Origin of the sequence: Rhodococcus sp. IEGM 1306, assembly GCF_036541985.1 — a bacterium.
In the GTDB taxonomy this organism is placed as follows: Bacteria; Actinomycetota; Actinomycetes; order Mycobacteriales; family Mycobacteriaceae; genus Rhodococcus_F; species Rhodococcus_F qingshengii.
Window position 1 is genome coordinate 225,789 of sequence record NZ_JAZHFF010000002.1, and the last position, 20,735, is coordinate 246,523.

Genomic DNA, 20,735 nt, shown 5'->3' on the forward strand with positions numbered 1-20,735 from the left:
GAGATTAGTTCGCCACCACGGTCTTGTTCGACGAGATCACCGAGTCACGCAGTAGTGCCGGGTATGCCCGATGAACCTGGGACGCGACCAACGCAGTGACGACCGCTTTTGCGGCGTCGAGCGGGATGAAGGCGGCGTTGGCAGACCAGGCGGCGACGAAGCTCATGTGTCCGCGGACCATCATTCCGACGATGCCGAACGCGTAGAGAACGACGACTCCGCCGAGAAGGTTGATGCCGATGCCTGCGATGATCCGGTACTTGGGCAGCATCTTGGCAGTCAGCCATCCGATGACGAACGCCGTCGGGATCCAACCGATGAGGAATCCGGCCGTCGGGCTCGAGAGAGACACGAGTGCGGTGCGACCGCCGGCAAGGACGGGCAATCCGACCAATCCCAGGGCGATGACCGTCAAGACTGCGAGAACACCCTTGCGTGGTCCGAGCAGAGCGCCGGCCATCATGACGCCCATGGACTGAAGCGTGATGGGTACACCGGAGATACCGATGTTGATCGACCCGGGAAGGCCCAGCGCGATGATGAGTGCGGCGAAGACGGCTACATGCGCGAGATCGCGAGCGGGGAAACGGGTCGTAGACACTGCGGACGTGCTCCTTCGGCGTACGGGATGGAACTTCGCGAGTTTACGCCAGGAGCAAGCTCCGATGGGTTGGACACCTGACCTGCGTGAGGGCCGGTCTCGGGGTGAACCCTGATCTTTACCTGAACTTGCCGCTGAGCTGCTGCTTTGTCACGCCAGACCTGTCAGGCTGGTTCTACGGACGACGCAGCACCTGTCCGATTCGACTGATTATTCAACGGCACGTTGGAGGTAAGCATGTTTTGGAAGATCGTTTTGGCCGTCGTACTGGTGTGGGTCGCACTTGCGGTGGTCGGTGCGCTGATCAAGGGGCTTTTCTGGGTCCTGGTGGTCGGCGCTGTCGGTTTCGGAATCTACTTCCTGGTGAAGGCGATGTCGGGAAGTGACGACAATTCCCACGCTTCGCGGTTCTGACGGGCAAGATCTGCCCTATGGAAAACTTCCCCGAGGACTGGCAGCGCGCGATTGTCATCGTGGCGCATCCCGACGACATCGAATACGGCGCAGCCGCAGCAGTGGCGCAATGGACCGATCGCGGTAAAGACGTGCGATACGTCCTGGCCACGCGCGGCGAGGCTGGAATCGCCGGTCTGTCGCCCGAGGAGTCCGGCCCGGTCCGCGAGGAAGAAGAGCGTCGCTCGGCCGCGATCGTCGGTGTCAGTGAGGTGGAGTTCCTCGGTCTACCCGACGGTCGTCTCGTGGAAGGCTTGGAGTTGCGCTCGACTCTCGCCGCGGCAATTCGTCGCCACCGCCCGGAATTGGTGGTGACGATGAACTTCTCCCACACCTGGGGACCTGGCTACCTCAACAGCGCGGATCACCGAGCACTCGGGATCAGCGTCCTGGACGCGACCGCTGATGCGGCGAACGAATGGATCTTTCCGTCATTGACGGCTCAGGGACTGGCGCCGTGGTCCGGTGTGCGGTGGGTTGCGGTCAACACGATGACTCCCACACACTGCGTCGACGTGACGTCGACGGTCGATCGCGCCGTGGATTCGCTCGCGGAACATGCGCGATATCTGGCGGCGTTGAGTTCCACACCGATCCGGGAACAGGCGCGCGCACAGATCGACATGGTCAGCGGACCGAAGCCCGGTTTCGACGCCGAGCGCGCAGTTGGTTTCGAGTTGTACTATTTCTGATGATCTCTGAGCGAGAGAACTCGCAAGTCCCGACGGGATTACCGGTGACTTGTCCGGTATTGTGTTACATACGATGGTAATCCGTAACGCAGATGACTCACTTGCCCCTCGCAAGGCAGATGGTCAGCGCATCCCCAGCCGCGAGATCGACGACGTGATTCTCGACGCAGCAAGGTCGTGTGTCCTCGATTTCGGAATGCAACGAACCACACTTGCGGAGATCTCCCGTCGAGCCGGCGTGAGCCGACCGACGGTCTACCGGCGATGGCCGGACACACGAGCCGTCGTCGCGGATCTGCTGACCCGGGAGATTCGATCAGTGCTGCCAGAGGTGGCGTTCACCGGGTCTGCGGGCACATTGCTCGTGGAAGCTATCGGTGACGTCGTCGGCCAGATTCGCGATCATCCTCTCTTCGTGAAGATTCGCCACGCCGATCAAGAGTTGCTCACCACCTACATCGTGGACCGACTCGGCGCGAGCCAGAAGTCGATTCTCGAACTGATCACTTCCGTCGTGGCTGCCGGTCAACAAGACGGTTCGATTCGCGAGGGAAGCGTCAACGAGATTGCGGCGATGGTTCTACTGATGGCTCAGTCCGTCGTCATCTCCGCACCGACTCTCGAGCCGGAACTTTCGGCCGACGCGTCGGTCGAGCAACTTCGACATGCGGTCGCTGCGTATCTGGCACCTGCAAAGAATTCGGGAGAATAGCTGTGGACCTTCGGGATTCGGCAGGCGGCGATTCAGCTCTCAACGCACAGCGGCGTACTCGTGAACTCGAGCAGTTCGCGAACGGCGATTCGGTTGACGTCCTGGTTATCGGCGGCGGAATCACCGGTGTCGGTGTCGCTCTCGACGCCGTGACTCGGGGGCTCAGTGTTGCGCTGGTCGAAAAGCACGACCTCGCATTCGGCACCAGCCGCTGGAGTTCGAAACTGGCACACGGCGGCCTTCGGTACCTCGCCTCCGGCAATGTCGGTATAGCGCGTGAAAGTGCGGTCGAGCGCGGCATTCTCATGACGCGCACCGCGCCGCATCTCGTTCGCGCCATGCCTCAACTCGTACCGCTGTTGCCCGACACATCGTTTTTCGGGAAGGCCCTGGTGCGTACCGGTTTCCTGGCCGGTGACGCTCTGCGCATGTCGGCGCGAACCCCAGCGTCGGTTCTACCCCGATCACGGACGGTCAGCGCTGCTCGAGCGCGCGAATTAGCTCCCGCGGTCAAGCGGGAGAACTTACGTGGCGCCTTGACCGCGTTCGACGGGCAGCTCATCGACGACGCCCGCCTCGTCGTCGGCATCGCCCGAACCGCAGCGTCATACGGCGCGCGAATCCTGACCCGCGTCGGTGCATACGACGTATCCGGAACGTCGGCCACCTTGCGCGACGAGTTGACCGGGTCCGAGTTCTTGATGCGTGCCCGCGTCGTGGTCAATGCGACCGGTGTCTGGGCTGATCAGGTCGACTCCAGCATCACCCTGCGCCCCAGCCGCGGGACGCACCTGGTGCTCGATGCCGCGCGATTGGGGAACCCCACGGCAGCACTGACCGTGCCGATTCCCGGCGAGACCAACCGCTTCGTCTTCGCCCTGCCCGCGCAGCTCGGCCGGATCTACCTCGGGTTGACCGACGAAGCAGCGCCGGGACCGGTGCCAGACGTGCCGACGGCGTCCGAGGACGAGATCGACTTCCTTCTCGACACCGTGAACACGGCGTTGGAAGTTCCTCTGACCCGTGAGGACGTCCTGGGGACCTTTGCGGGTCTGCGTCCGTTGCTGGACACCGGTGAAGGTTCGACGGCGGACCTCTCTCGCAATCACGCTGTAGTCCGTTCGGACTCGGGCTTGGTCACGGTAGTGGGCGGAAAACTCACGACGTACCGCAAGATGGCCGAAGACGCTGTCGACGCCGCGGTCGAGGTCGGGTCGCTGAGTGCGGGTGCGTGTCGGACACGCGCGTTGCCGCTGGTAGGCGCTGCATCACCGGCGGAATTGAAAAAGATCAAGGCACCCGCGTCATTGGTGGCGCGATACGGCACCGAGGCTGAGGTCGTGGCCGCGGCGAGCAGCGATCGACTCCGGTCGGTTGCGGACTTGGAGATCTGCGGTGCAGAGTTCGATTTCGCGGTATCGCATGAAGGCGCCCTCGATGTCGACGACGTCCTTGATCGCAGGACGAGGATCGGATTGGTGGCTTCGGATCGCGAACGCGCACTGGGTGCGGCGGAACAGGCCTTTCACTCGGTGTGACACTCTGATCCGGTGCGTGTAGCCGTTGTTGCCGGGCCGGACCCGGGTCATGCTTTTCCCGCAATAGCGTTGTCGCTGGCGTTGATCCAGGCCGGCGACGAACCGATCCTGTACACGGGGACCCGGTGGGTCGAGGCAGCGCGAGCTGCCGGCGTGGAAGCCGAGCCGCTCAAGGGCTTGGCTCCGCGGCCGGGAGACGACGATCTTGATGCAGGCGCTCGGATTCATTCGCGCGCCGCCTATATTTCCACCGAACTGCTTCCCGACCTGAAATCCGTCTCCCCGGATCTCGTCGTCTCCGACATCCTCACTGCCGGAGGCGGATTGGCCGCCGAACGACTCGGCATCCCCTGGGTGGAACTCTCGCCTCACCCGCTGTACTCACCCTCGCGCGGTCTGCCGCCGATCGGCAGCGGGCTCGCGCCAGGCGTCGGAATTCGTGGTCGACTCCGCGATACCCTGATGCGCGCAGCGACCGGACGTTCGATCAAGCAAGGGTTGGCCCAGCGCTCCCACGCTCGCGTCGGTGTCGGGTTGCCCGCTCTCGATCCCGGTCCGCAAGCCCGGCTGATCGCAACACTTCCGGCACTGGAAGTGCCTCGCCCCGACTGGCCGGAGCACGCACACGTCGTCGGCCCGCTTCTCTGGGAGCCGACCGAGGTCATTCTGGATCCACCGCCAGGTGACGAGCCGCTGGTCATGGTGGCGCCGTCCACGGCGCACACCGGGGCAGTGGGAATGTTCGAGGGCACGGTCGAAGGACTCGGCGGCGCCGGTGTCAGGCTGATCGCGTCGATGCTCGACGGAGCAGAAGGCGAGCATCCCGATTGGGTTCGTGCAGGTCTCGGACGCCAGGACGCGATGCTGCGCGACGCGTCGGTATTGGTGTGCGGCGGCGGGCACGGCATGTTGGCGAAGGCCTTGCTGGCCGGCGTGCCGACGGTCGTCGTTCCCGGGGGCGGGGACCAGTGGGAGTTGGCCAATCGCGCTGCGCGGGCAGGGACGTCGGTGATCGTGCGGCCCGCAGATGCCCAGTCGATTCGCGATGCCGTACTGCAGGTGCTCTCCGACAGACGATTCGCGGAAGCTGCGAAGTCTGCTGCCGCGACTGCGTCGCAGGTCACCGATCCGGTGGCGGTGTGCCGACAGGTGGTCAACGGTGGTGTGACGGCGTGAGCATGGTGCGCCTGAATGCAGGTGCACCGCTCTGTGGACTACGGTGGCGGCTGTGCGGTTGACCGAATTTCATGAAATGGTGCGCGAAGAGTTCGGGCAGGTACGAGGCGACTCGATGCTGATCGACCATGTACTCCAGAGTCTCGACGGAATGACTGCCGCGGAGGCTGTCGAAGCAGGCTGGGAGCCTCGCGAAGTGTGGCGCGCACTCTGCGTGGAGTTCGACGTACCCCCCGCCCGCCGCTGATTCTTCGGCGTGTCGAACGTCTCTCGTCTTCTGTTCGAACACGTGTTCGTCTATGCTGAACCTGTTCGGTGGTGACGCTCTTTTCGTAACTGCGAACTTTCGGTGTTCTACAAATGCGGTGTTCTACAAATGCGGTGTTTCACGAATGCGGTGTTTCACGAATGCGGTGTTTCACGAACGCGGTGATCGGCAAGCGCGAAAGCAAGATCGAAAAGTCTGTCGGTGGCCGGATCTACTCTGATCGCAACACACCAACAGGGTCGGCTCAGGCAGGCACTGAAGAGACGGAGTCTGCTCAGGCAGGCACTGAAGACTGAAACAAGGATGGGGATCACGATGGCACCACAGGCACCTGATCGGGACAAGGCACTCGACCTCGCGTTGGCGCAGATCGACAAGAACTTCGGCAAGGGTTCGGTGATGCGCCTGGGTGAGGGTGTCCGCCAGCCCATCGCCGTCATTCCCACCGGTTCCATCGCGCTCGACGTCGCGCTGGGTATCGGCGGACTGCCGCGTGGCCGCGTCATCGAGATCTACGGCCCGGAGTCCTCGGGTAAGACCACCGTGGCACTGCACGCAGTTGCCAATGCTCAGGCCAACGGCGGCATCGCGGCGTTCATCGACGCGGAGCACGCACTCGATCCCGACTACGCAGCCAAGCTGGGTGTCGATACCGACGCGCTTCTGGTCTCGCAGCCCGATACGGGTGAGCAGGCTCTCGAGATCACAGACATGCTGATCCGTTCGGGCGCCCTCGACATCGTCGTGATCGACTCCGTGGCCGCTCTTGTTCCTCGCGCCGAGATCGAAGGCGAAATGGGTGACAGCCACGTCGGCCTGCAGGCTCGACTGATGAGCCAGGCGCTGCGCAAGATCACCGGTGCCATGAACAACTCGGGCACCACCGTCATCTTCATCAACCAGCTTCGCGAGAAGATCGGCGTGATGTTCGGTTCTCCCGAAACCACCACCGGTGGTAAGGCACTGAAGTTCTACGCTTCGGTCCGCCTCGACATCCGTCGCATCGAGACCCTCAAGGACGGTACCGACGCAGTCGGTAACCGCACTCGCGTCAAGGTCGTCAAGAACAAGGTCGCTCCGCCGTTCAAGCAGGCCGAGTTCGATATTCTCTACGGCCAGGGCATCAGTAAGGAAGGCTCGCTCATCGACATGGGTGTCGAGCACGGGTTCATCCGCAAGTCCGGCTCCTGGTACACCTACGAAGGTGACCAGTTGGGTCAGGGCAAGGAAAATGCTCGTAAGTTCTTGCTGGAGAACACCGATATCCGTGACGAGATCGAGAAGAAGATCAAGGAAAAGCTCGGTATCGGTGCTGACGTCACTGCAACCGACGAAGCTCCCGCCGACTTCTGAGTTCAGTCATGAGCTTCGACGACGGTGACCACGGCGAGAATGCTCGTGAAGAGTACGGCGCTCCTCGGCGTCGATCCCGTCAACGCTCCGAGAAACCGTCGCAACGTGCGGAAGGTGGTACGGAGGCGCAGGCCAAAGATGCTTGCCTACGCCTCCTGACCGACCGGGCGCGCAGCCGCTCGGAACTGGAAACCAAGCTGAGCGGGCGCGGCTTCGAGCCCGAGATCATTACCAAGGTCCTCGATCGACTCCAAGAAATCGGGTTGATCGACGACGCAGACTTCGCGAACCAATGGGTTCATTCGCGGCACACGTACTCGGGCAAGGGAAAGCGTGCGCTTGCAGTCGAGTTGCGGCTCAAAGGAATCGACCAGGACGTCGCTTCCGAAGCGCTGTCGCAGATCGATCCCGAAGACGAGCGCGAGCGCGCAGCAGATTTGGTTCGGCGCAAGCTGAAGAACAAGCCGATCGACGATCGTGACAAGGTCACGCGTCGACTGGTCTCGATGCTCGCGCGCAAAGGATATTCAGCGGGGATGTCGTACGAGGTGGTCAAAGCAGAGATGGCTGCCGCAGAGTCGTAGGCAACACATGTCGTAGGCATCGAATACCAGGAGCGGGGTGTGTCACCGAATTCGGTGACACACCCCGCTCCTCGCGTCAGTGGAACAGCAGGTCGATCAGCTCACGGCTTGGTCAGGTCCATACCCGGTACCGAAACGGCAGCGTCGCCAATCGGAGCCGCGACGGGCCCCTTGCCCTTTCGCTTCCCGGACCGCAGGCGCTTCTCCACCTTGGTTGCCAGGTACGTGAGCGAGGAGTTCAGGATGATCATGATGACCGCAGCCACCATGAGTGCCGGAAGGTAGTTCTGAAATGCAGCGCCCAATTGCGTGGACTGCCGAACAAGTTCGGTGTAGCCGATGATGTAGCCCAGCGCTGAATCCTTGAGTGCAACAACCATTTGCGATATCAGTGCGGGGAGCATGGTTGTGACCGCCTGGGGTAGCAAGATCGTCACCATGATTTGAGATTTGCGCATGCCGAGAGCTTTGGCGGCTTCGCTTTGTCCACGGGGGAGTGAGTTGATTCCCGAGCGAACAATTTCCGCGATCACCGATCCGTTGTAGAGCGTCAAACTCACCACGACGGCGGAGAGTGCCAAGTAGTCGAGCTTGACAATTTTGTACTCGGCAAAAACCGCATACATGAAGATGATCAGCAGCAGTACGGGAATTGCGCGGAACAATTCCACGATGACACCACTGACAACGCGTACTGCGCGGTGATCGGACAATCTGCCGATGCCGAGAATTGCGCCCAGGATCAGTGCAAGCACGATGGATAGTGCCGCCGCGATCAAGGTGCCTTTGATGCCGGGAAGCAGATAGGTCGTCCAGACGTCCGCCTGTAGGAAGGGATCCCATTTGGCCGATGTCAACTGCCCTTTGTCGTCGAGCGCGCGATACACGACAAACGCAATGGCGAGGGCGAGGACGGCTACGACAACCGACGCGAATCGGTACAGTGCCCGGGCCTTCGGGCCTGGCGCGTCGTAAAGAACAGTTGCTTGTTTGGTCATCGTGCGACCTCGAATTTCTTGGCGAGCTTGCCGAAGAGCAATCCCGTCGGCAGCGTCAAGATGACAAAGCCGACGGCGAAGATTCCTGCGGTCAAGAAGAGTGCGGCTTCGTTTTCGAGAATCTCCTTCATCAATTTCGATGCCTCGGACACGCCGATGACGGCGGCGACGGTGGAGTTCTTGGTCAGAGCGATGAGGACGCTACCGAGCGGTGCGATCACGGCGCGAAATGCCTGAGGAAGAACGATGAGTCGGAGGTTCTGGAGGAAGGTCAGCCCTAGGGATCGTCCTGCTTCTGCCTGTCCCGCATGGACGGTGTTGATTCCGGCGCGGATCGACTCGCACACGAACGACGCGGTGTAGACGCTAAGTCCAAGGATCGCCAAACGGAAGTTGTTGTCGATCACGAAGGTTGACGAACTGGTTGATGCCAGACTGATGTCGAGAGTTTGGTACAGACCGAACACACAGAAGAGCAGAATCAGGGTGAGCGGCGTATTGCGGAAGACAGTGACGTAGGCGGCGCCGAGGAATCGGGCCACGGGTACGGGTGACACCCGCATGGCGGCAATAATCACTCCGAGGATCAATGCGCCGATCGCCGAGAAGATCGTGAGCTGGATAGTGGTCCAGAACGCTTCGAGTATCTGGCTTCCGTAATCGTCGATTATTTTCACTTACGGTCTCCCCAGTTCATGGGTCGTTGTTGAAAGTGCTTGCCCAGGTGGGATTTCCGAATATGGAAATCCCACCTGGAATGGCTACTGCTCAGTTGGATCAGTATCGGTCGACGGTGGGCGGAGCGGGCATCGTGTAACCGGACGGTCCGACCGTCTCGTTGAATGCTTCGGCCCACGCACCGGAAGAGATCATCTTCTCGATGGCATCGTTGACCTTGCCGCGACCTTCGGAATCGTCCTTCGCCAAGCCGATGCCGTAATTCTCCGTGGTGAACGGCTCACCGGCGATACGGAATGCGCCGGGGGACTGAGCCGCGTAGCCGGCAAGAATGATGTCGTCGGTGGTGACTGCGTCAACCTTGCCATTGCGTAGCGCCTCGACGCACGCCGAGTAGGTGTCGAACTCCTGGAGCTGGACGTCCTTGGCGTAGGTGTCCTTGACCTTCTGTGCGGGAGTGGAACCAGCCACCGAGCAGAGAATCTTGCCGCCGTTCAGAGATTCGGGGCCGGTGATGTCGGTATTGTCCGCGTTGACGAGCAGCGACTGGCCGGCGACGAAATACGGTCCGGCGAATCCGACCTTCTCCTTGCGAGCGTCCGTGATGGAGTACGTGGCGACGATGTAATCGACCTCACCGTTCTGGATCAACGTCTCGCGCTGGGCGGACGGTGATTCCTTGAACGTGATGTTCTCCGGTTTCACGCCCAGCTCGTTTGCGACGTACTTCGCGACCTCGACGTCGAAACCTGTGTACGTGCCGTCCGAATTGCGCAAGCCGAGTCCTGGCTGGTCGAACTTGATGCCGACGGTGAGCTTGCCGTCAGCAGCGTTCTCACTGATCGACTTGCTCTCCTCGCCGCCACCACAAGCCGTGGCAGCGAACGCGATAGCCATGATTCCGATTCCGAAACGGACGGAGCGATTGATCTTCATGAAGATCCTCTCAGTTGTCGACATGCAAACGGTGCAGTCGAGATGAACGGTGCAGCCGAGGTGAACGGTGCAGTCGAGCAAGTTGTCTTGTGGACGAGGACAGGACTGTCGGAGGGGACTGTGATCAGTGAGTGAGGATCTTGCCGAGGAAGTCCTTGGCCCGATCCGACTTGGGATGGGTGAAGAACTCTTCGGGCGTGGTGTCTTCGACGACCTGGCCGTCAGCCATGAACAGCACACGATCGCCGGCTTTGCGGGCGAATCCCATCTCGTGCGTGACCACGAGCATGGTCATGCCTTCCTTCGCGAGGGAGGTCATGACGTCGAGGACTTCGTTGACCATCTCAGGGTCGAGAGCGGAGGTGGGCTCGTCGAACAACATCACCTTCGGCTGCATCGCAAGAGCGCGAGCGATGGCGACACGCTGTTGCTGACCGCCGGAAAGCTGCGCCGGGTACTTGTCGGCCTGATTGGCGATACCGACGCGCTCGAGCAATGCCTGCGCCGTCTTCTTGGCTTCGTCCTTCTTCGCCTTGCGGACCTTCATCGGTGCGAGCATGACGTTCTCGAGGATCGTCTTGTGCGCGAACAGGTTGAAGGACTGAAAGACCATCCCGACGTCGGCACGAAGTGCGGCAAGTGCTTTGCCCTCTTCGGGGAGCGTCTTTCCGTCGACGGCGATGGTGCCAGAGTCGATGGGTTCGAGGCGATTGATGGTGCGGCACAGAGTCGACTTACCGGAGCCCGACGGACCAAGGACGATCACCACTTGGCCCTTGGGTACCTCGAGATTGACCTCTTGCAGGACGTGAAGTTCCCCGAAGTGTTTGTTCACCGAGGTCATCGAAATCATGGATGTGGAATCGCCGGAGGTGGTCGGCGTCGTCGCATCGTCGGCTTGGGTCATAAACGAGAACCTTAGCCGTAGTTTGCGTCGACGCCCGTGATTTCGCCATGGTTCTTGCCATATGTAATGGAAATTTTACTGTGACGACGTTTATGTCGCGTTTCGGCTGTTTATCAGGGCGTTATTACACGTCGTAGTGGACGTGAGCTAGGCTGAAGCGTGTCACTGATCGACGAAATGTCCCCTGCACTTCCACAGCCGACTGCAGTTCCGGAACCGACGGCAGATTCCGAGCCGACGGCGACGCCTGTTCGTACCTACGAGGTGCGGACGTACGGCTGTCAGATGAACGTCCACGATTCCGAGCGACTGTCCGGTCTGCTCGAGGATGCCGGGTATTCGAAGGCGGAGACCGGAAGCGATCCTGATCTTGTCGTCTTCAACACGTGTGCGGTCCGCGAGAACGCGGACAACAAGTTGTACGGCAACCTCAGCCAGCTCGCCCCGAACAAGGAGGCGAACCCCGACATGCAGATCGCGGTCGGTGGGTGCCTGGCGCAGAAGGATCGTGACACCGTAGTCAAGAAGGCGCCGTTCGTCGACGTCGTCTTCGGCACCCACAACATCGGCTCGCTTCCCGCGTTGCTCGACCGCGCGCGCCACAACCAACGCGCCGAAGTCGAAATCCTCGACGCGCTGGAGGCCTTTCCGTCGACGCTGCCGGCCAAGCGCGAGTCTGCTTACGCGGGTTGGGTTTCCATCTCGGTCGGTTGCAACAACACGTGCACGTTCTGCATCGTTCCGGCCCTGCGTGGCAAGGAAGTGGATCGACGTCCCGGCGACATTCTGGCCGAGGTGCAGGCACTCGTCGACGAGGGGGTCTCGGAAGTGACCCTGCTCGGGCAGAACGTCAACGCCTACGGAGTGTCGTTCGCCGATCCGGAACAACCGCGCGATCGCGGAGCCTTCGCCTCGCTCTTGAAGGCATGTGGACACATCGACGGCCTCGAACGGGTGAGGTTCACGTCGCCGCACCCGGCAGAGTTCACCGACGATGTCATCGAAGCGATGGCAACCACTGCCAACGTCTGCCCGCAGCTGCACATGCCGTTGCAGTCCGGTTCGGACAAGGTTCTGAAAGCGATGAAGCGCTCGTACCGCAAGTCGAAGTACCTCGGGATCATCGAGAAGGTGCGCGCCGCAATGCCGCACGCCGCCATCACCACGGACATCATCGTCGGGTTCCCGGGGGAGACGGAAGAGGATTTCGAGGAGACGCTGGACGTCGTGCGTAAGGCGCGATTCTCCAACGCCTACACCTTCCAGTACTCCAAGCGCCCGGGCACGCCGGCGGCGGAGATGGCCGATCAGCTTCCCAAAGAGGTTGTCCAGGAACGCTACATGCGATTGCTGGCGGTTCAGGAAGAAGTGAACATCGAGGAAAATCGCAAACTCGTCGGCACCGAGGTCGAACTCCTGGTGGCAGCGGGGGAGGGTCGGAAGAACGCAGCGACTCACCGTCTCAGTGGTCGCGCGCGAGACGGCCGCCTGGTGCATTTCCGCCCCGAGGGAAACCTCGACGGCACAATCCGACCCGGTGACGTGGTGACGGTCGTCGTCACCCACGGAGCCCCTCATCACCTCGTGGCAGATGACGGAGTGCTCACGCACCGTCGGACCCGCGCCGGTGACTCGTTCGACAAGGGCATCACACCCAAGACCCCGCCCATCGGCGTAGGTCTCGGGCTACCGAAGATCGGTGCCCCGGCCCCACAACCCGTCCAGATGGGATGCAACGCATGACCTCGCAACACGAGAACACGACACCACAGCCCGGCGACGACGCTTTCGAGGGCTACCGCAAGGATCTCGACGACGCGGAACGCAAGGTCGCGGGAGAAATCGATCCAGGTGCGCGCGCCATGGTCGTCGCAGTTGCGGTGCTCGTGCTGGTCGGCACGCTTGCGCTGCCCCATGCGGGAGTTGCGAACGGCTGGGATGTGCTCGCGTACAACCAGGATGCGGAAAGCGAACGGATTGCACTGTTCTCACGCTTGTTCGTGTGGTTCGTCGTCGTCTTCGGCATCGGATTCTCGATGCTCGCACTCGTGACGCGTCGCTGGAGTCTGGCGTGGGTCGCGCTGGCCGGCAGCGCCGTGGCGAGTGCTCTGGGAATGATGGCCGTCTGGTCACGTCAGACCATTCCCGCCGGTTTCAACGTGGCCGGACCGTCGATCGGGCTGATCATCGGATGGTTCGCCGTCGTGTTCTTGACGTTCCATTGGCTCAAGGTGGTCTGGACACGAACCAACATTCAGCTCGCTGCGGAGGAACAACGCCGGATCGCTGCGGCTGAAGCCGAAAAGCATCAGGAATGGAACGTCGGCTGACACAGCAGGCCGTCTGTACAAAGCGCAAGACAACGCCGGCTGACTCCTTTCGGAGTCAGCCGGCGTTTTGTTGTCTTGGCAGCTCGTCGTCGATTACTCGTTGACGGCGCTTTCGGCAGCTTCGGCCCACTCACGCCACTGCTTTGCCTGAGCGAGAGCCTTCTCGGCGTCCTTCGTCTTGCCGGCAGCCTGAGCCTTGGCGGCCTGCTCCTCGAACTGGCTCACCCGCTCCTTGAACTGTGCGACTCGGGCAAGTGCTTCCGGATCGGTACGACGCCACTCGGCGTCGACAGCATCGCGCACCTTGGTTTCGATGGCCCGGAGCTTCGCTTCGAGTTCCTGCATTCGGTCGCGCGGCACCTTGCCGATCGCGTCCCACTTCTCCTGCAGGTCGCGCAGCGCTGCACGAGCATTCTCGAGTCCGTGCGCCGGATCGATGTTCGCGTTGGCAGCGAGCAGCTCTTCCTTTGCAACCGCGTTCTGCTCGAATTCGGCATCGCGCTCGGATGCAGCAGCGTTGCGCGCGGCGAAGAACACATCCTGCGCGCCCTTGAAGCGCTTCCACAGGTTGTCGTCGGCCTCGCGCGGTGCGCGGCCGGCAGCCTTCCACTCGCTGAGCAGATCGCGGAATTCTCCAGCGGTCTGCCCCCATTCAGTGGAGGTCGACAGCTTCTCGGCGCGCTCGACCAGTTCTTCCTTCGTCGAACGGGCGCTCGCACGATCTCGGTCGAGTTCGGCGAAGTGGGCTCCACGTCGTCGGTTGAAGGACTCGCGAGCCTTGGAATACCGCTTCCAGAGTGCGTCGTCGACCTTGCGGTCGATTCCGCGAATCGTCTTCCACTCGTCGAGAATCTCGCGCAGTCGATCACCCGCGGTCTTCCACTGGGTCGACTCCGAGCCGATCTGTTCGGCCTCGACAGCGAGGGCCTCCTTGCGGGCGGTGCTGGCCGCGCGAGACTGTTCCTTCTCTTCCTTCGCGTGCGCTGCGGCCTCGTCGGACCCGGCGACGATCACGTCGAGTCGTCGGGCCAAAGCGTCGAGGTCACCGATCACGGCAGCGGTGGAGAGGGATTCGGACAGAGCGATGGCGGCAGCCTTGGTCTTCTTGGCGTCTCCGGCGCCCGACGTCAGTCGCGCCTCGAGTAGCGAGACCTCGGTCGCGAGGTCGTCGTAGCGACGGCCGAAATGGGCGAGACCCTCGGCGGCATCCCCGGCCTGCCACGATCCGATCTGACGTTCACCGTCAGCGGTCTTCACCCAGGCGGTCCCGTCTTCCTCGACGCGTCCGTACTTGCTCGGGTCGCTGGCCGGTGCGGCGGTGACGGCATGCGAGGCTGCTGGGCCGGGGCGAGGTGCTCCGGGGCGGGGTGCACCGGGGCGTGGTCCACCAGGTTTGGGCGCGCCGGGTTTGGGTGCTGCCGGGCTCGGGCTGGCCGAACTGCTGTCGGCGCCGGTGGTGGGTTCACTGTTCTCGGTCATCGGTCCTCGTCTCTGCCGCGCGTCACGGCTGCCTGATCGCATTCCTGGTTCCATTGAACCCGGTACTCACATTCTCCGACTATTGAATCAGGTAAGAGGGTGTGAGGTCGCCACCTCGGGGTCGACTAGCGTGGCAGCTGTGTTGACTTCCGCTGTTCTCGTCCCCTCGGCGCCGTTACTCGTGCCGGAATTGTCCGGTGATTCGGCCGAGTCCGCTCAGGTGCGTGCTGCAGCGACAGCCGCCGTGCGCCGGCTCTCTCACGAGGCGGTTCACTGGGTGGGCGTCGGTGTCGACTCCGAGAAGGCAGCGGGCGAACTCTGGCGATCGGGCGTCGGACATGGGCAGATCGGAACATTTGCGGGATTCGGCGCCGATGTCCGGACGTCCCTGGACGCGGATGCGACCGGCGAACCGGTGCCATCTCTCGAACTGTGCGCCCTTGTCGCCGGCTGGCTGCGTGCCCGAGCAGACGAGGAGATCACCGTCGACATGCACGCCGTCAGTGCAGAGGCGTCGGCGAATGAATGTCGTGAATTCGGGAAGCAGCTGCGCAAGCAGCTCGACAGCGACAACCGACCGCAAGGGCTTCTGATCGTGGCTGACGGTGCGTCCACGCTGACGGCAAAGGCGCCCGGAAGCTTCGACGAGCGCGCCGCGGGCGTGCAATCGGCCATCGACGATGCCCTGACCGCCGGTGACCCGGAGGCGCTTCTTGCTCTCGATCCGCAGCTCTGCCGGAGTGTCGGAGCCCAGGGGCGCGCGGCGTGGCAGGTCCTCGCCGGTGTCTTTACGAGCTCGTCTCCGTCAGCTCATCCTCGCTCGACGGTCGACTACAGCGATGCGCCGTTCGGCGTCGGCTACCACGTCGGGACGTGGCGGCCGTGAACGTCCCTGAAGAACTTCGCCCGATCGCAGTTGTCGGTCCGACGGCGTCGGGAAAGTCCGATCTCGCGTTGGCACTGGCCGAGGAGTTCGGCGGAGAGATCATCAACATCGACGCGATGCAGCTTTATCGCGGCATGGATATCGGGACCGCCAAACTGACGACTGCCGAGCGCCGTGGGATTCCGCATCACCTGCTCGACGTTCTCGACGTGACGGAGACGGCCACCGTCGCGCGTTATCAAACCGACGCGATCGCGATCGCCGAGGATCTGATCGCGGCGGGCAAGGTTCCGGTGATCGTCGGCGGATCCATGATGTACGTCCAGTCGTTGCTCGACGAATGGTCTTTTCCGGCAACGGATCCCGAAGTTCGCGCGAAGTGGGAAGCAGTGCTGGCCGACGGTGGGGTCGGTGCGGTGCATACGGCGCTTGTTGCTGCTGATCCGGTAGCGGCGGCGTCGATACTGCCTACGGACGGCAGGCGGATGGTTCGGGCGCTCGAGGTCGTCGAGCTGACAGGTCTGCCGTTCGCGGCCTCGGCGCCGCAGATCGGTGACCCTCGTTGGGGAACCCGCATCATCGGCGTGGATCGGGATACGGAAGAACTCGACAGACGGATTCGGTTGCGAACCGAGCTGATGTTTTCGGGCGGGCTTGTCGACGAAGTTGCCGTGCTGGTCGAGCAAGGATTGCGTGAGGGCGTCACAGCGCCGCGAGCCATCGGCTACGCACAGGTGCTCGCACATTTCGACGGTGAATACGATCTGGCTGAAGCACTCGAACGGACGTTCATCGGGACACGGCGCTACGTTCGACGCCAACGCTCATGGTTCCGTCGCGACGCACGCGTGCACTGGCTCGACGGTGCCGATCCGGAGCTGGCTCGCTCGGCCTTCTCTGCACTTGCAGATCGCGGTCTGTAACACGATCGAGCCGATCAGCTATCTTACAGTTAGCTCTTTCGCGATCCATCCGTTTCGCGACCGACGGACTGGAGGACATCGAACATGGCGCAGAGCGGGACGCACGCGCGACCGAAAAGCCGACGCGCGAGTCGGCTGCCGCTTCTCCTGCTGCTCGTCACATTTCTCGCGGTGGGCGGCGTGCTGATCTATTTTGCGGTGAGTGCCGCCGGGAAGCCCGTCAGCGCACCCGTTCCCGAAGCGCCATTCGACGTGGGAGCCCCAACCGACCCACAGGCGACATGGGCGCCCGCGCCGACGGACTTGCCGCCGAACACGCTCGCGATTCCTGATCTGGATGTGCAAGCCGACATCGTGACCAGCGGGTTCGGCGCCAACCGCGGAATGATCCTTCCGCATCCTGACAAGGTTTCGCATTTCACCAACGGTGTGCAGTTCGGATCGTCGGAGGGCACCAATCTTGTTGCCGGCCACGTCGACGACGGTGATCGCACGCACGGCGCCTTGTGGGCGCTGCACCAGATGAAGCCCGGAACACCGATCTACGTGAGCGACGACACCGGAACGATGTTCACTTATCACGCAGCGAGCCTGAAGCTGTACGAAAAGGTGGCTTTGCCGGCCGAGTTCTTTTCCGAAACGGGTGCGCCCAGGCTGGTCCTCGTGACCTGCGGCGGCGCGACGGTGCCGGACCCCTCGTTGCCGTCCGGATTCACGTACGAACAGAACGTGGTGGTCACCGCGTCACCTGCGTAAGTCGGTCGGTAGGTCCGGATAGGATGGCGACCATGGATTTCAGTAAGGGCCACGGAACGCAGAACGACTTCGTTGTTCTCCCTGACCTCGACGTACGGATCGATCTCGAGCCGGCACGAGTGTCAGCGTTGTGTGATCGCCAGCGTGGTCTCGGCGCCGACGGCATCCTTCGTGTCGCTCGCGCGGGCGCACTTGCGGACGCCGGCGTGCTCACCGCACTTCCCGACGGCGTCGCTGCAGAAGACTGGTTCATGGACTACCGCAACAGCGATGGCTCCATAGCGGAGATGTGCGGAAACGGCGTTCGGGTATTTGCCCATTACCTCAAGGCGTCGGGCTTGGAGAGCAAGGACGAGTTCGTGGTCGGCAGCCGCGCCGGAGCGCGTCCGGTCGTGGTGCACGGCTACGACGCCACGCACGGTGACGTGACCGTGGCGATGGGCCGGATCAAAGAACTCGGCATCAGTTCGGCAACAATCGACGGCCGCGTCTTCGCCGGCGTCGGCATCGACGTCGGTAATCCGCATTTGGCATGCGTCGACGAGCACGTGACGGCAGAAGTGTTGAGTGCGCTCGATCTGAGTGTCTCTCCGGGCTTCGATCCCGGGTTCTTCCCGCACGGGGTCAACATCGAGATCGTGACGCCGATCCACGACGGCGGGGTCCACATGCGCGTACACGAGCGTGGTGTGGGCGAGACTCGTTCCTGCGGAACCGGAACGGTCGCAGCTGCGGCCGCGGCGCTGAAGTACGACGGCAGCGACGAAGGTTCGGTGCTGGTGCGCGTGCTCGGCGGCGAAGTGCAGGTCACCGTCGAAGGCGGTGAAGGGTCTTTGCGGGGGCCCTCGGTTCTGGTGGCGAACGGGACGATCAGCGACGCCTGGTGGCAATCGCTCGTGTGATATCGCCCGCGGGAAATACGCCTGCAGGAAATACGGATGCACCGTGCCCAGGTTTCGTGGGACCATGGATCTTGTATGACGAACACACATGAAAACGAAGAGTCCACCGCTCACGAGCAGTCCGAGTACGCGCAAGCCGAATACGCGGCAGATTCTGCATCGGGCAACCCGTCGACCGGTGAGATGCAACTCGCAGATCGCGGCGCCCTGCGCCGCGTGGCCGGTCTGTCGACCGAGCTCGAGGACGTCACCGAAGTCGAGTACCGCCAGCTTCGACTCGAAAGAGTTGTCCTGGTCGGCGTCTGGACGCAGGGAACCGCCGAGCAGGCCGAGGCGAGCATGACCGAGCTGGCCGCACTTGCCGAGACGGCCGGCTCGGAGGTTCTCGAAGGACTGGTTCAGCGCCGCGACAAACCTGACGCTGCCACCTACATCGGTTCCGGCAAGGCGCAGGAACTGCGCGAAGTTGTCCTGGCGACCGGTGCCGACACCGTCGTCTGCGACGGCGAGCTGACGCCGGCGCAGCTCACGGCGCTGGAGAAGATCGTCAAGGTCAAGGTCATCGACCGGACGGCTCTGATTCTCGACATCTTTGCTCAGCACGCGACTTCCCGTGAGGGTAAAGCCCAGGTGGCTTTTGCTCAGATGGAGTACATGCTCCCGCGTCTGCGTGGTTGGGGCGAGTCGATGTCGCGCCAGGCCGGTGGCCGTGCCGGTAGCAACGGCGGTGTGGGTCTGCGTGGTCCCGGTGAAACGAAGATCGAGACGGACCGTCGCCGTATTCGTGAGCGCATGGCAAAACTACGCCGCGAGATCAAGGGCATGAAGGCCGCTCGTGACACCAAGCGCACACGTCGATTGCAGAGCGACATTCCGTCGATCGCCATCGTCGGATATACCAACGCGGGCAAATCGAGTCTGCTCAATTCGCTCACCGGATCCGGTGTGCTCGTGGAGAACGCGTTGTTCGCCACCTTGGACCCGACGACGCGCCGCGCAGCACTCGACGACGGCCGTGAGTACGTACTCACCGATACGGTCGGCTTCGTGCGACACCTGCCGACTCAGTTGGTCGAGGCATTCCGCTCGACTCTCGAGGAAGTAACCGACGCGGATCTGCTTCTGCACGTCGTCGACGGTTCGGATCCGTTGCCGACAGAACAGATCAAGGCTGTGCGGGAAGTCGTCACCGATGTTCTGCGCGAGACGGATTCGAAGGCTCCGCCGGAGTTGATCGTGGTCAACAAGATCGACGCGGCAGATCCGGTTACCTTGACGCAACTACGTGGTCTGTTGCCTGGCGCCGTGTTCGTCTCGGCGCGGACAGGCGAGGGAATCGCTGAACTGCGAGCACATCTCAGTGAGGTGCTGGTTCGACCGGAGGTCGAGGTCGACGTGCTGGTGCCGTACACGCGGGGTGACTTGATGGCTCGAATCCACTCGGACGGAACGATTCTGGAATCGACTCATGAAGAGGCCGGAACGCGGGTGCACGCACGTGTGCCACAGATGTTGGCCTCGGCATTGGTCGAGTACGCACCTAGTGCGTAATTTCGGGGCCGTGGTCGCGGTGATTGCGGCGACTACGGCAACCGTATTGCTTCCCGGAGCACCCGCACAGGCATCGTCGTTCGAACCGAGCGAGTTCGCCCCACTGTGCACACCTACGGATCCTGCGCTCCAGGAGTTGTCGGGGATGGTCGTCGTCGACGATCGGATCTACGCGATGGGCGACGGCGGCAGTGACGACTTCGTATTCGAAATGGACCTGAACTGTGTTGTCCAGAAACAGATTCCGGTCCCGATTGATCCCTACGACGTCGAAGATCTTGCGGTGAGTGGTCGAACGCTCGTTCTGTCGGACACCGGTGACAACCTCCGAACCCGCGAAACGGTGGCGTTCATCACGATGGACCTCGATTCCGGTGACGGTACGTTGCACCGCCTCACGTACCCGGACGGTGCGCACGACACCGAGTCGATACTGCTCGACCCCGACGGCCACGTTTTTGTCGTGACCAAGGAATTGTTCGGCGAAAGCAGTGTCTACACACCGGTCGGGGATCAGAAACTGAGTGACTTGGCGCAGCCCGGCCCGACGCCGCTCGAGCGCGTCGGAGCCGTGTCCCTCGGACCGGAGAAGCCCGTGTCGGTGATGTTCACCGGGGGAGCGGTGTCGTCGGACGGTTCGGCGATCGCACTTCGGAGTTACTCCGACCTGTACCTGTACGAAGTCGTGGACGGCGGAATCGGCGCGACGCTCACCGGTACCGAACCGCTGCGGATCCCGCTCCCGAAGGAGCCTCAGGGTGAGGCGGTGGCATTCAACGATGCGGGCGATGTTCTGATCGGTTCTGAATCTGCCGGCGGAGCGTTGCCGCCGGTGTACGTGATGCGAGCGCTCGTGGACGCGACAGAAGCGACGGCTGACTCGTCTGACGGTTCGGTCGGTGTCGGGGTCGATCCGTGGACATTCGTGTGGGCCGGGTTGGTCGCGGCAGGATGTGCGATCGGGGGCGCGGCGTTCGTGAGATTTCGACGACGCCGCTGATTCCCAAATAAT

22 protein-coding genes are annotated in these 20,735 nt (G+C 62.4%); 16 read left to right on the forward strand and 6 right to left on the reverse strand.

The window, feature by feature from the left end; translation table 11 throughout:
• Window positions 1-4: 4 nt before the first annotated feature.
• Window positions 5-601, reverse strand: a complete 597-nt coding sequence (locus V3587_RS07790) for a biotin transporter BioY (RefSeq protein WP_007735162.1) — start codon at window positions 599-601, stop codon at window positions 5-7.
• Between the two features lie 225 nt (window positions 602-826).
• Between V3587_RS07790 and V3587_RS07795 the strand changes: the two genes are divergently transcribed.
• From V3587_RS07795 to recX, 8 genes are all read left to right on the forward strand, one after another.
• On the forward strand, window positions 827-1,015 hold the full coding sequence (locus V3587_RS07795) for a hypothetical protein (RefSeq protein WP_419183465.1): 189 nt from the start codon (window positions 827-829) through the stop codon (window positions 1,013-1,015).
• Between the two features lie 17 nt (window positions 1,016-1,032).
• Window positions 1,033-1,746 (forward strand): PIG-L deacetylase family protein, encoded by a 714-nt coding sequence (locus V3587_RS07800; protein WP_019748191.1) that lies wholly within the window; start codon window positions 1,033-1,035, stop codon window positions 1,744-1,746.
• 73 nt (window positions 1,747-1,819) lie between these two features.
• Window positions 1,820-2,458: a TetR/AcrR family transcriptional regulator gene (locus V3587_RS07805; RefSeq protein WP_095970573.1), complete on the forward strand. Its 639-nt coding sequence runs from the start codon at window positions 1,820-1,822 to the stop codon at window positions 2,456-2,458.
• Between the two features lie 2 nt (window positions 2,459-2,460).
• A complete protein-coding gene (locus tag V3587_RS07810) occupies window positions 2,461-3,996 on the forward strand; it encodes a glycerol-3-phosphate dehydrogenase/oxidase (protein ID WP_283376323.1) in 1,536 nt (511 codons plus the stop codon).
• 12 nt (window positions 3,997-4,008) lie between these two features.
• Window positions 4,009-5,172: a glycosyltransferase gene (locus tag V3587_RS07815; protein ID WP_283376324.1), complete on the forward strand. Its 1,164-nt coding sequence runs from the start codon at window positions 4,009-4,011 to the stop codon at window positions 5,170-5,172.
• Between the two features lie 52 nt (window positions 5,173-5,224).
• Complete coding sequence (locus V3587_RS07820; RefSeq protein ID WP_003942185.1) at window positions 5,225-5,419, forward strand: DUF3046 domain-containing protein; 195 nt, start codon at window positions 5,225-5,227, stop codon at window positions 5,417-5,419.
• 336 nt (window positions 5,420-5,755) lie between these two features.
• Window positions 5,756-6,793 (forward strand): recombinase RecA, encoded by a 1,038-nt coding sequence (recA, locus tag V3587_RS07825; RefSeq protein WP_007735170.1) that lies wholly within the window; start codon window positions 5,756-5,758, stop codon window positions 6,791-6,793.
• An 8-nt stretch (window positions 6,794-6,801) separates the two neighbouring features.
• Window positions 6,802-7,377 (forward strand): recombination regulator RecX, encoded by a 576-nt coding sequence (gene recX / locus V3587_RS07830; protein ID WP_095970569.1) that lies wholly within the window; start codon window positions 6,802-6,804, stop codon window positions 7,375-7,377.
• Window positions 7,378-7,478: 101 nt separating this feature from the next.
• On the opposite strand, the gene V3587_RS07835 is transcribed toward recX, so the two are convergent.
• The 4 genes from V3587_RS07835 to gluA form a co-directional block, all read right to left on the reverse strand.
• On the reverse strand, window positions 7,479-8,375 hold the full coding sequence (locus V3587_RS07835; RefSeq protein WP_116056808.1) for an amino acid ABC transporter permease: 897 nt from the start codon (window positions 8,373-8,375) through the stop codon (window positions 7,479-7,481).
• Window positions 8,372-9,052 (reverse strand): amino acid ABC transporter permease, encoded by a 681-nt coding sequence (locus tag V3587_RS07840; RefSeq protein WP_030535554.1) that lies wholly within the window; start codon window positions 9,050-9,052, stop codon window positions 8,372-8,374. Before V3587_RS07840 ends, V3587_RS07835 begins: the two co-directional genes overlap by 4 nt.
• A 100-nt stretch (window positions 9,053-9,152) precedes the next feature.
• Complete coding sequence (locus tag V3587_RS07845) at window positions 9,153-9,989, reverse strand: glutamate ABC transporter substrate-binding protein (protein ID WP_030535553.1); 837 nt, start codon at window positions 9,987-9,989, stop codon at window positions 9,153-9,155.
• Between the two features lie 124 nt (window positions 9,990-10,113).
• A complete protein-coding gene (gene gluA, locus V3587_RS07850) occupies window positions 10,114-10,842 on the reverse strand; it encodes a glutamate ABC transporter ATP-binding protein GluA (protein ID WP_007735175.1) in 729 nt (242 codons plus the stop codon).
• Between the two features lie 213 nt (window positions 10,843-11,055).
• On the opposite strand from gluA, the gene miaB reads away from it, so the two are divergent.
• Window positions 11,056-12,639: a tRNA (N6-isopentenyl adenosine(37)-C2)-methylthiotransferase MiaB gene (gene miaB, locus V3587_RS07855; RefSeq protein WP_166809563.1), complete on the forward strand. Its 1,584-nt coding sequence runs from the start codon at window positions 11,056-11,058 to the stop codon at window positions 12,637-12,639.
• Entirely contained in the window at window positions 12,636-13,226 is a 591-nt protein-coding gene (locus V3587_RS07860; protein WP_124569757.1) for an Rv2732c family membrane protein, read from the forward strand. The genes miaB and V3587_RS07860 overlap by 4 nt, the downstream gene beginning before the upstream one ends.
• Before the next feature lie 93 nt (window positions 13,227-13,319).
• On the opposite strand, the gene V3587_RS07865 is transcribed toward V3587_RS07860, so the two are convergent.
• On the reverse strand, window positions 13,320-14,705 hold the full coding sequence (locus tag V3587_RS07865) for a DUF349 domain-containing protein (protein ID WP_283376325.1): 1,386 nt from the start codon (window positions 14,703-14,705) through the stop codon (window positions 13,320-13,322).
• Window positions 14,706-14,844: 139 nt separating this feature from the next.
• Here V3587_RS07865 and V3587_RS07870 point away from each other — a divergent pair, with 139 nt between their 5' ends.
• From V3587_RS07870 to V3587_RS07895, 6 genes are all read left to right on the forward strand, one after another.
• Window positions 14,845-15,591: a class III extradiol dioxygenase subunit B-like domain-containing protein gene (locus tag V3587_RS07870; protein WP_283376326.1), complete on the forward strand. Its 747-nt coding sequence runs from the start codon at window positions 14,845-14,847 to the stop codon at window positions 15,589-15,591.
• A complete protein-coding gene (gene miaA, locus V3587_RS07875; RefSeq protein ID WP_283376327.1) occupies window positions 15,579-16,514 on the forward strand; it encodes a tRNA (adenosine(37)-N6)-dimethylallyltransferase MiaA in 936 nt (311 codons plus the stop codon). Before V3587_RS07870 ends, miaA begins: the two co-directional genes overlap by 13 nt.
• Before the next feature lie 84 nt (window positions 16,515-16,598).
• Entirely contained in the window at window positions 16,599-17,270 is a 672-nt protein-coding gene (locus tag V3587_RS07880) for a class F sortase (protein WP_283376328.1), read from the forward strand.
• A 32-nt stretch (window positions 17,271-17,302) separates the two neighbouring features.
• Window positions 17,303-18,172, forward strand: coding sequence for a diaminopimelate epimerase (dapF, locus tag V3587_RS07885; protein ID WP_283376329.1), 870 nt, complete (start codon window positions 17,303-17,305; stop codon window positions 18,170-18,172).
• 75 nt (window positions 18,173-18,247) lie between these two features.
• Complete coding sequence (gene hflX / locus V3587_RS07890) at window positions 18,248-19,723, forward strand: GTPase HflX (RefSeq protein ID WP_124569752.1); 1,476 nt, start codon at window positions 18,248-18,250, stop codon at window positions 19,721-19,723.
• Window positions 19,724-19,733: 10 nt separating this feature from the next.
• Window positions 19,734-20,723: a hypothetical protein gene (locus V3587_RS07895; protein ID WP_283376330.1), complete on the forward strand. Its 990-nt coding sequence runs from the start codon at window positions 19,734-19,736 to the stop codon at window positions 20,721-20,723.
• Window positions 20,724-20,735: the final 12 nt, after the last annotated feature.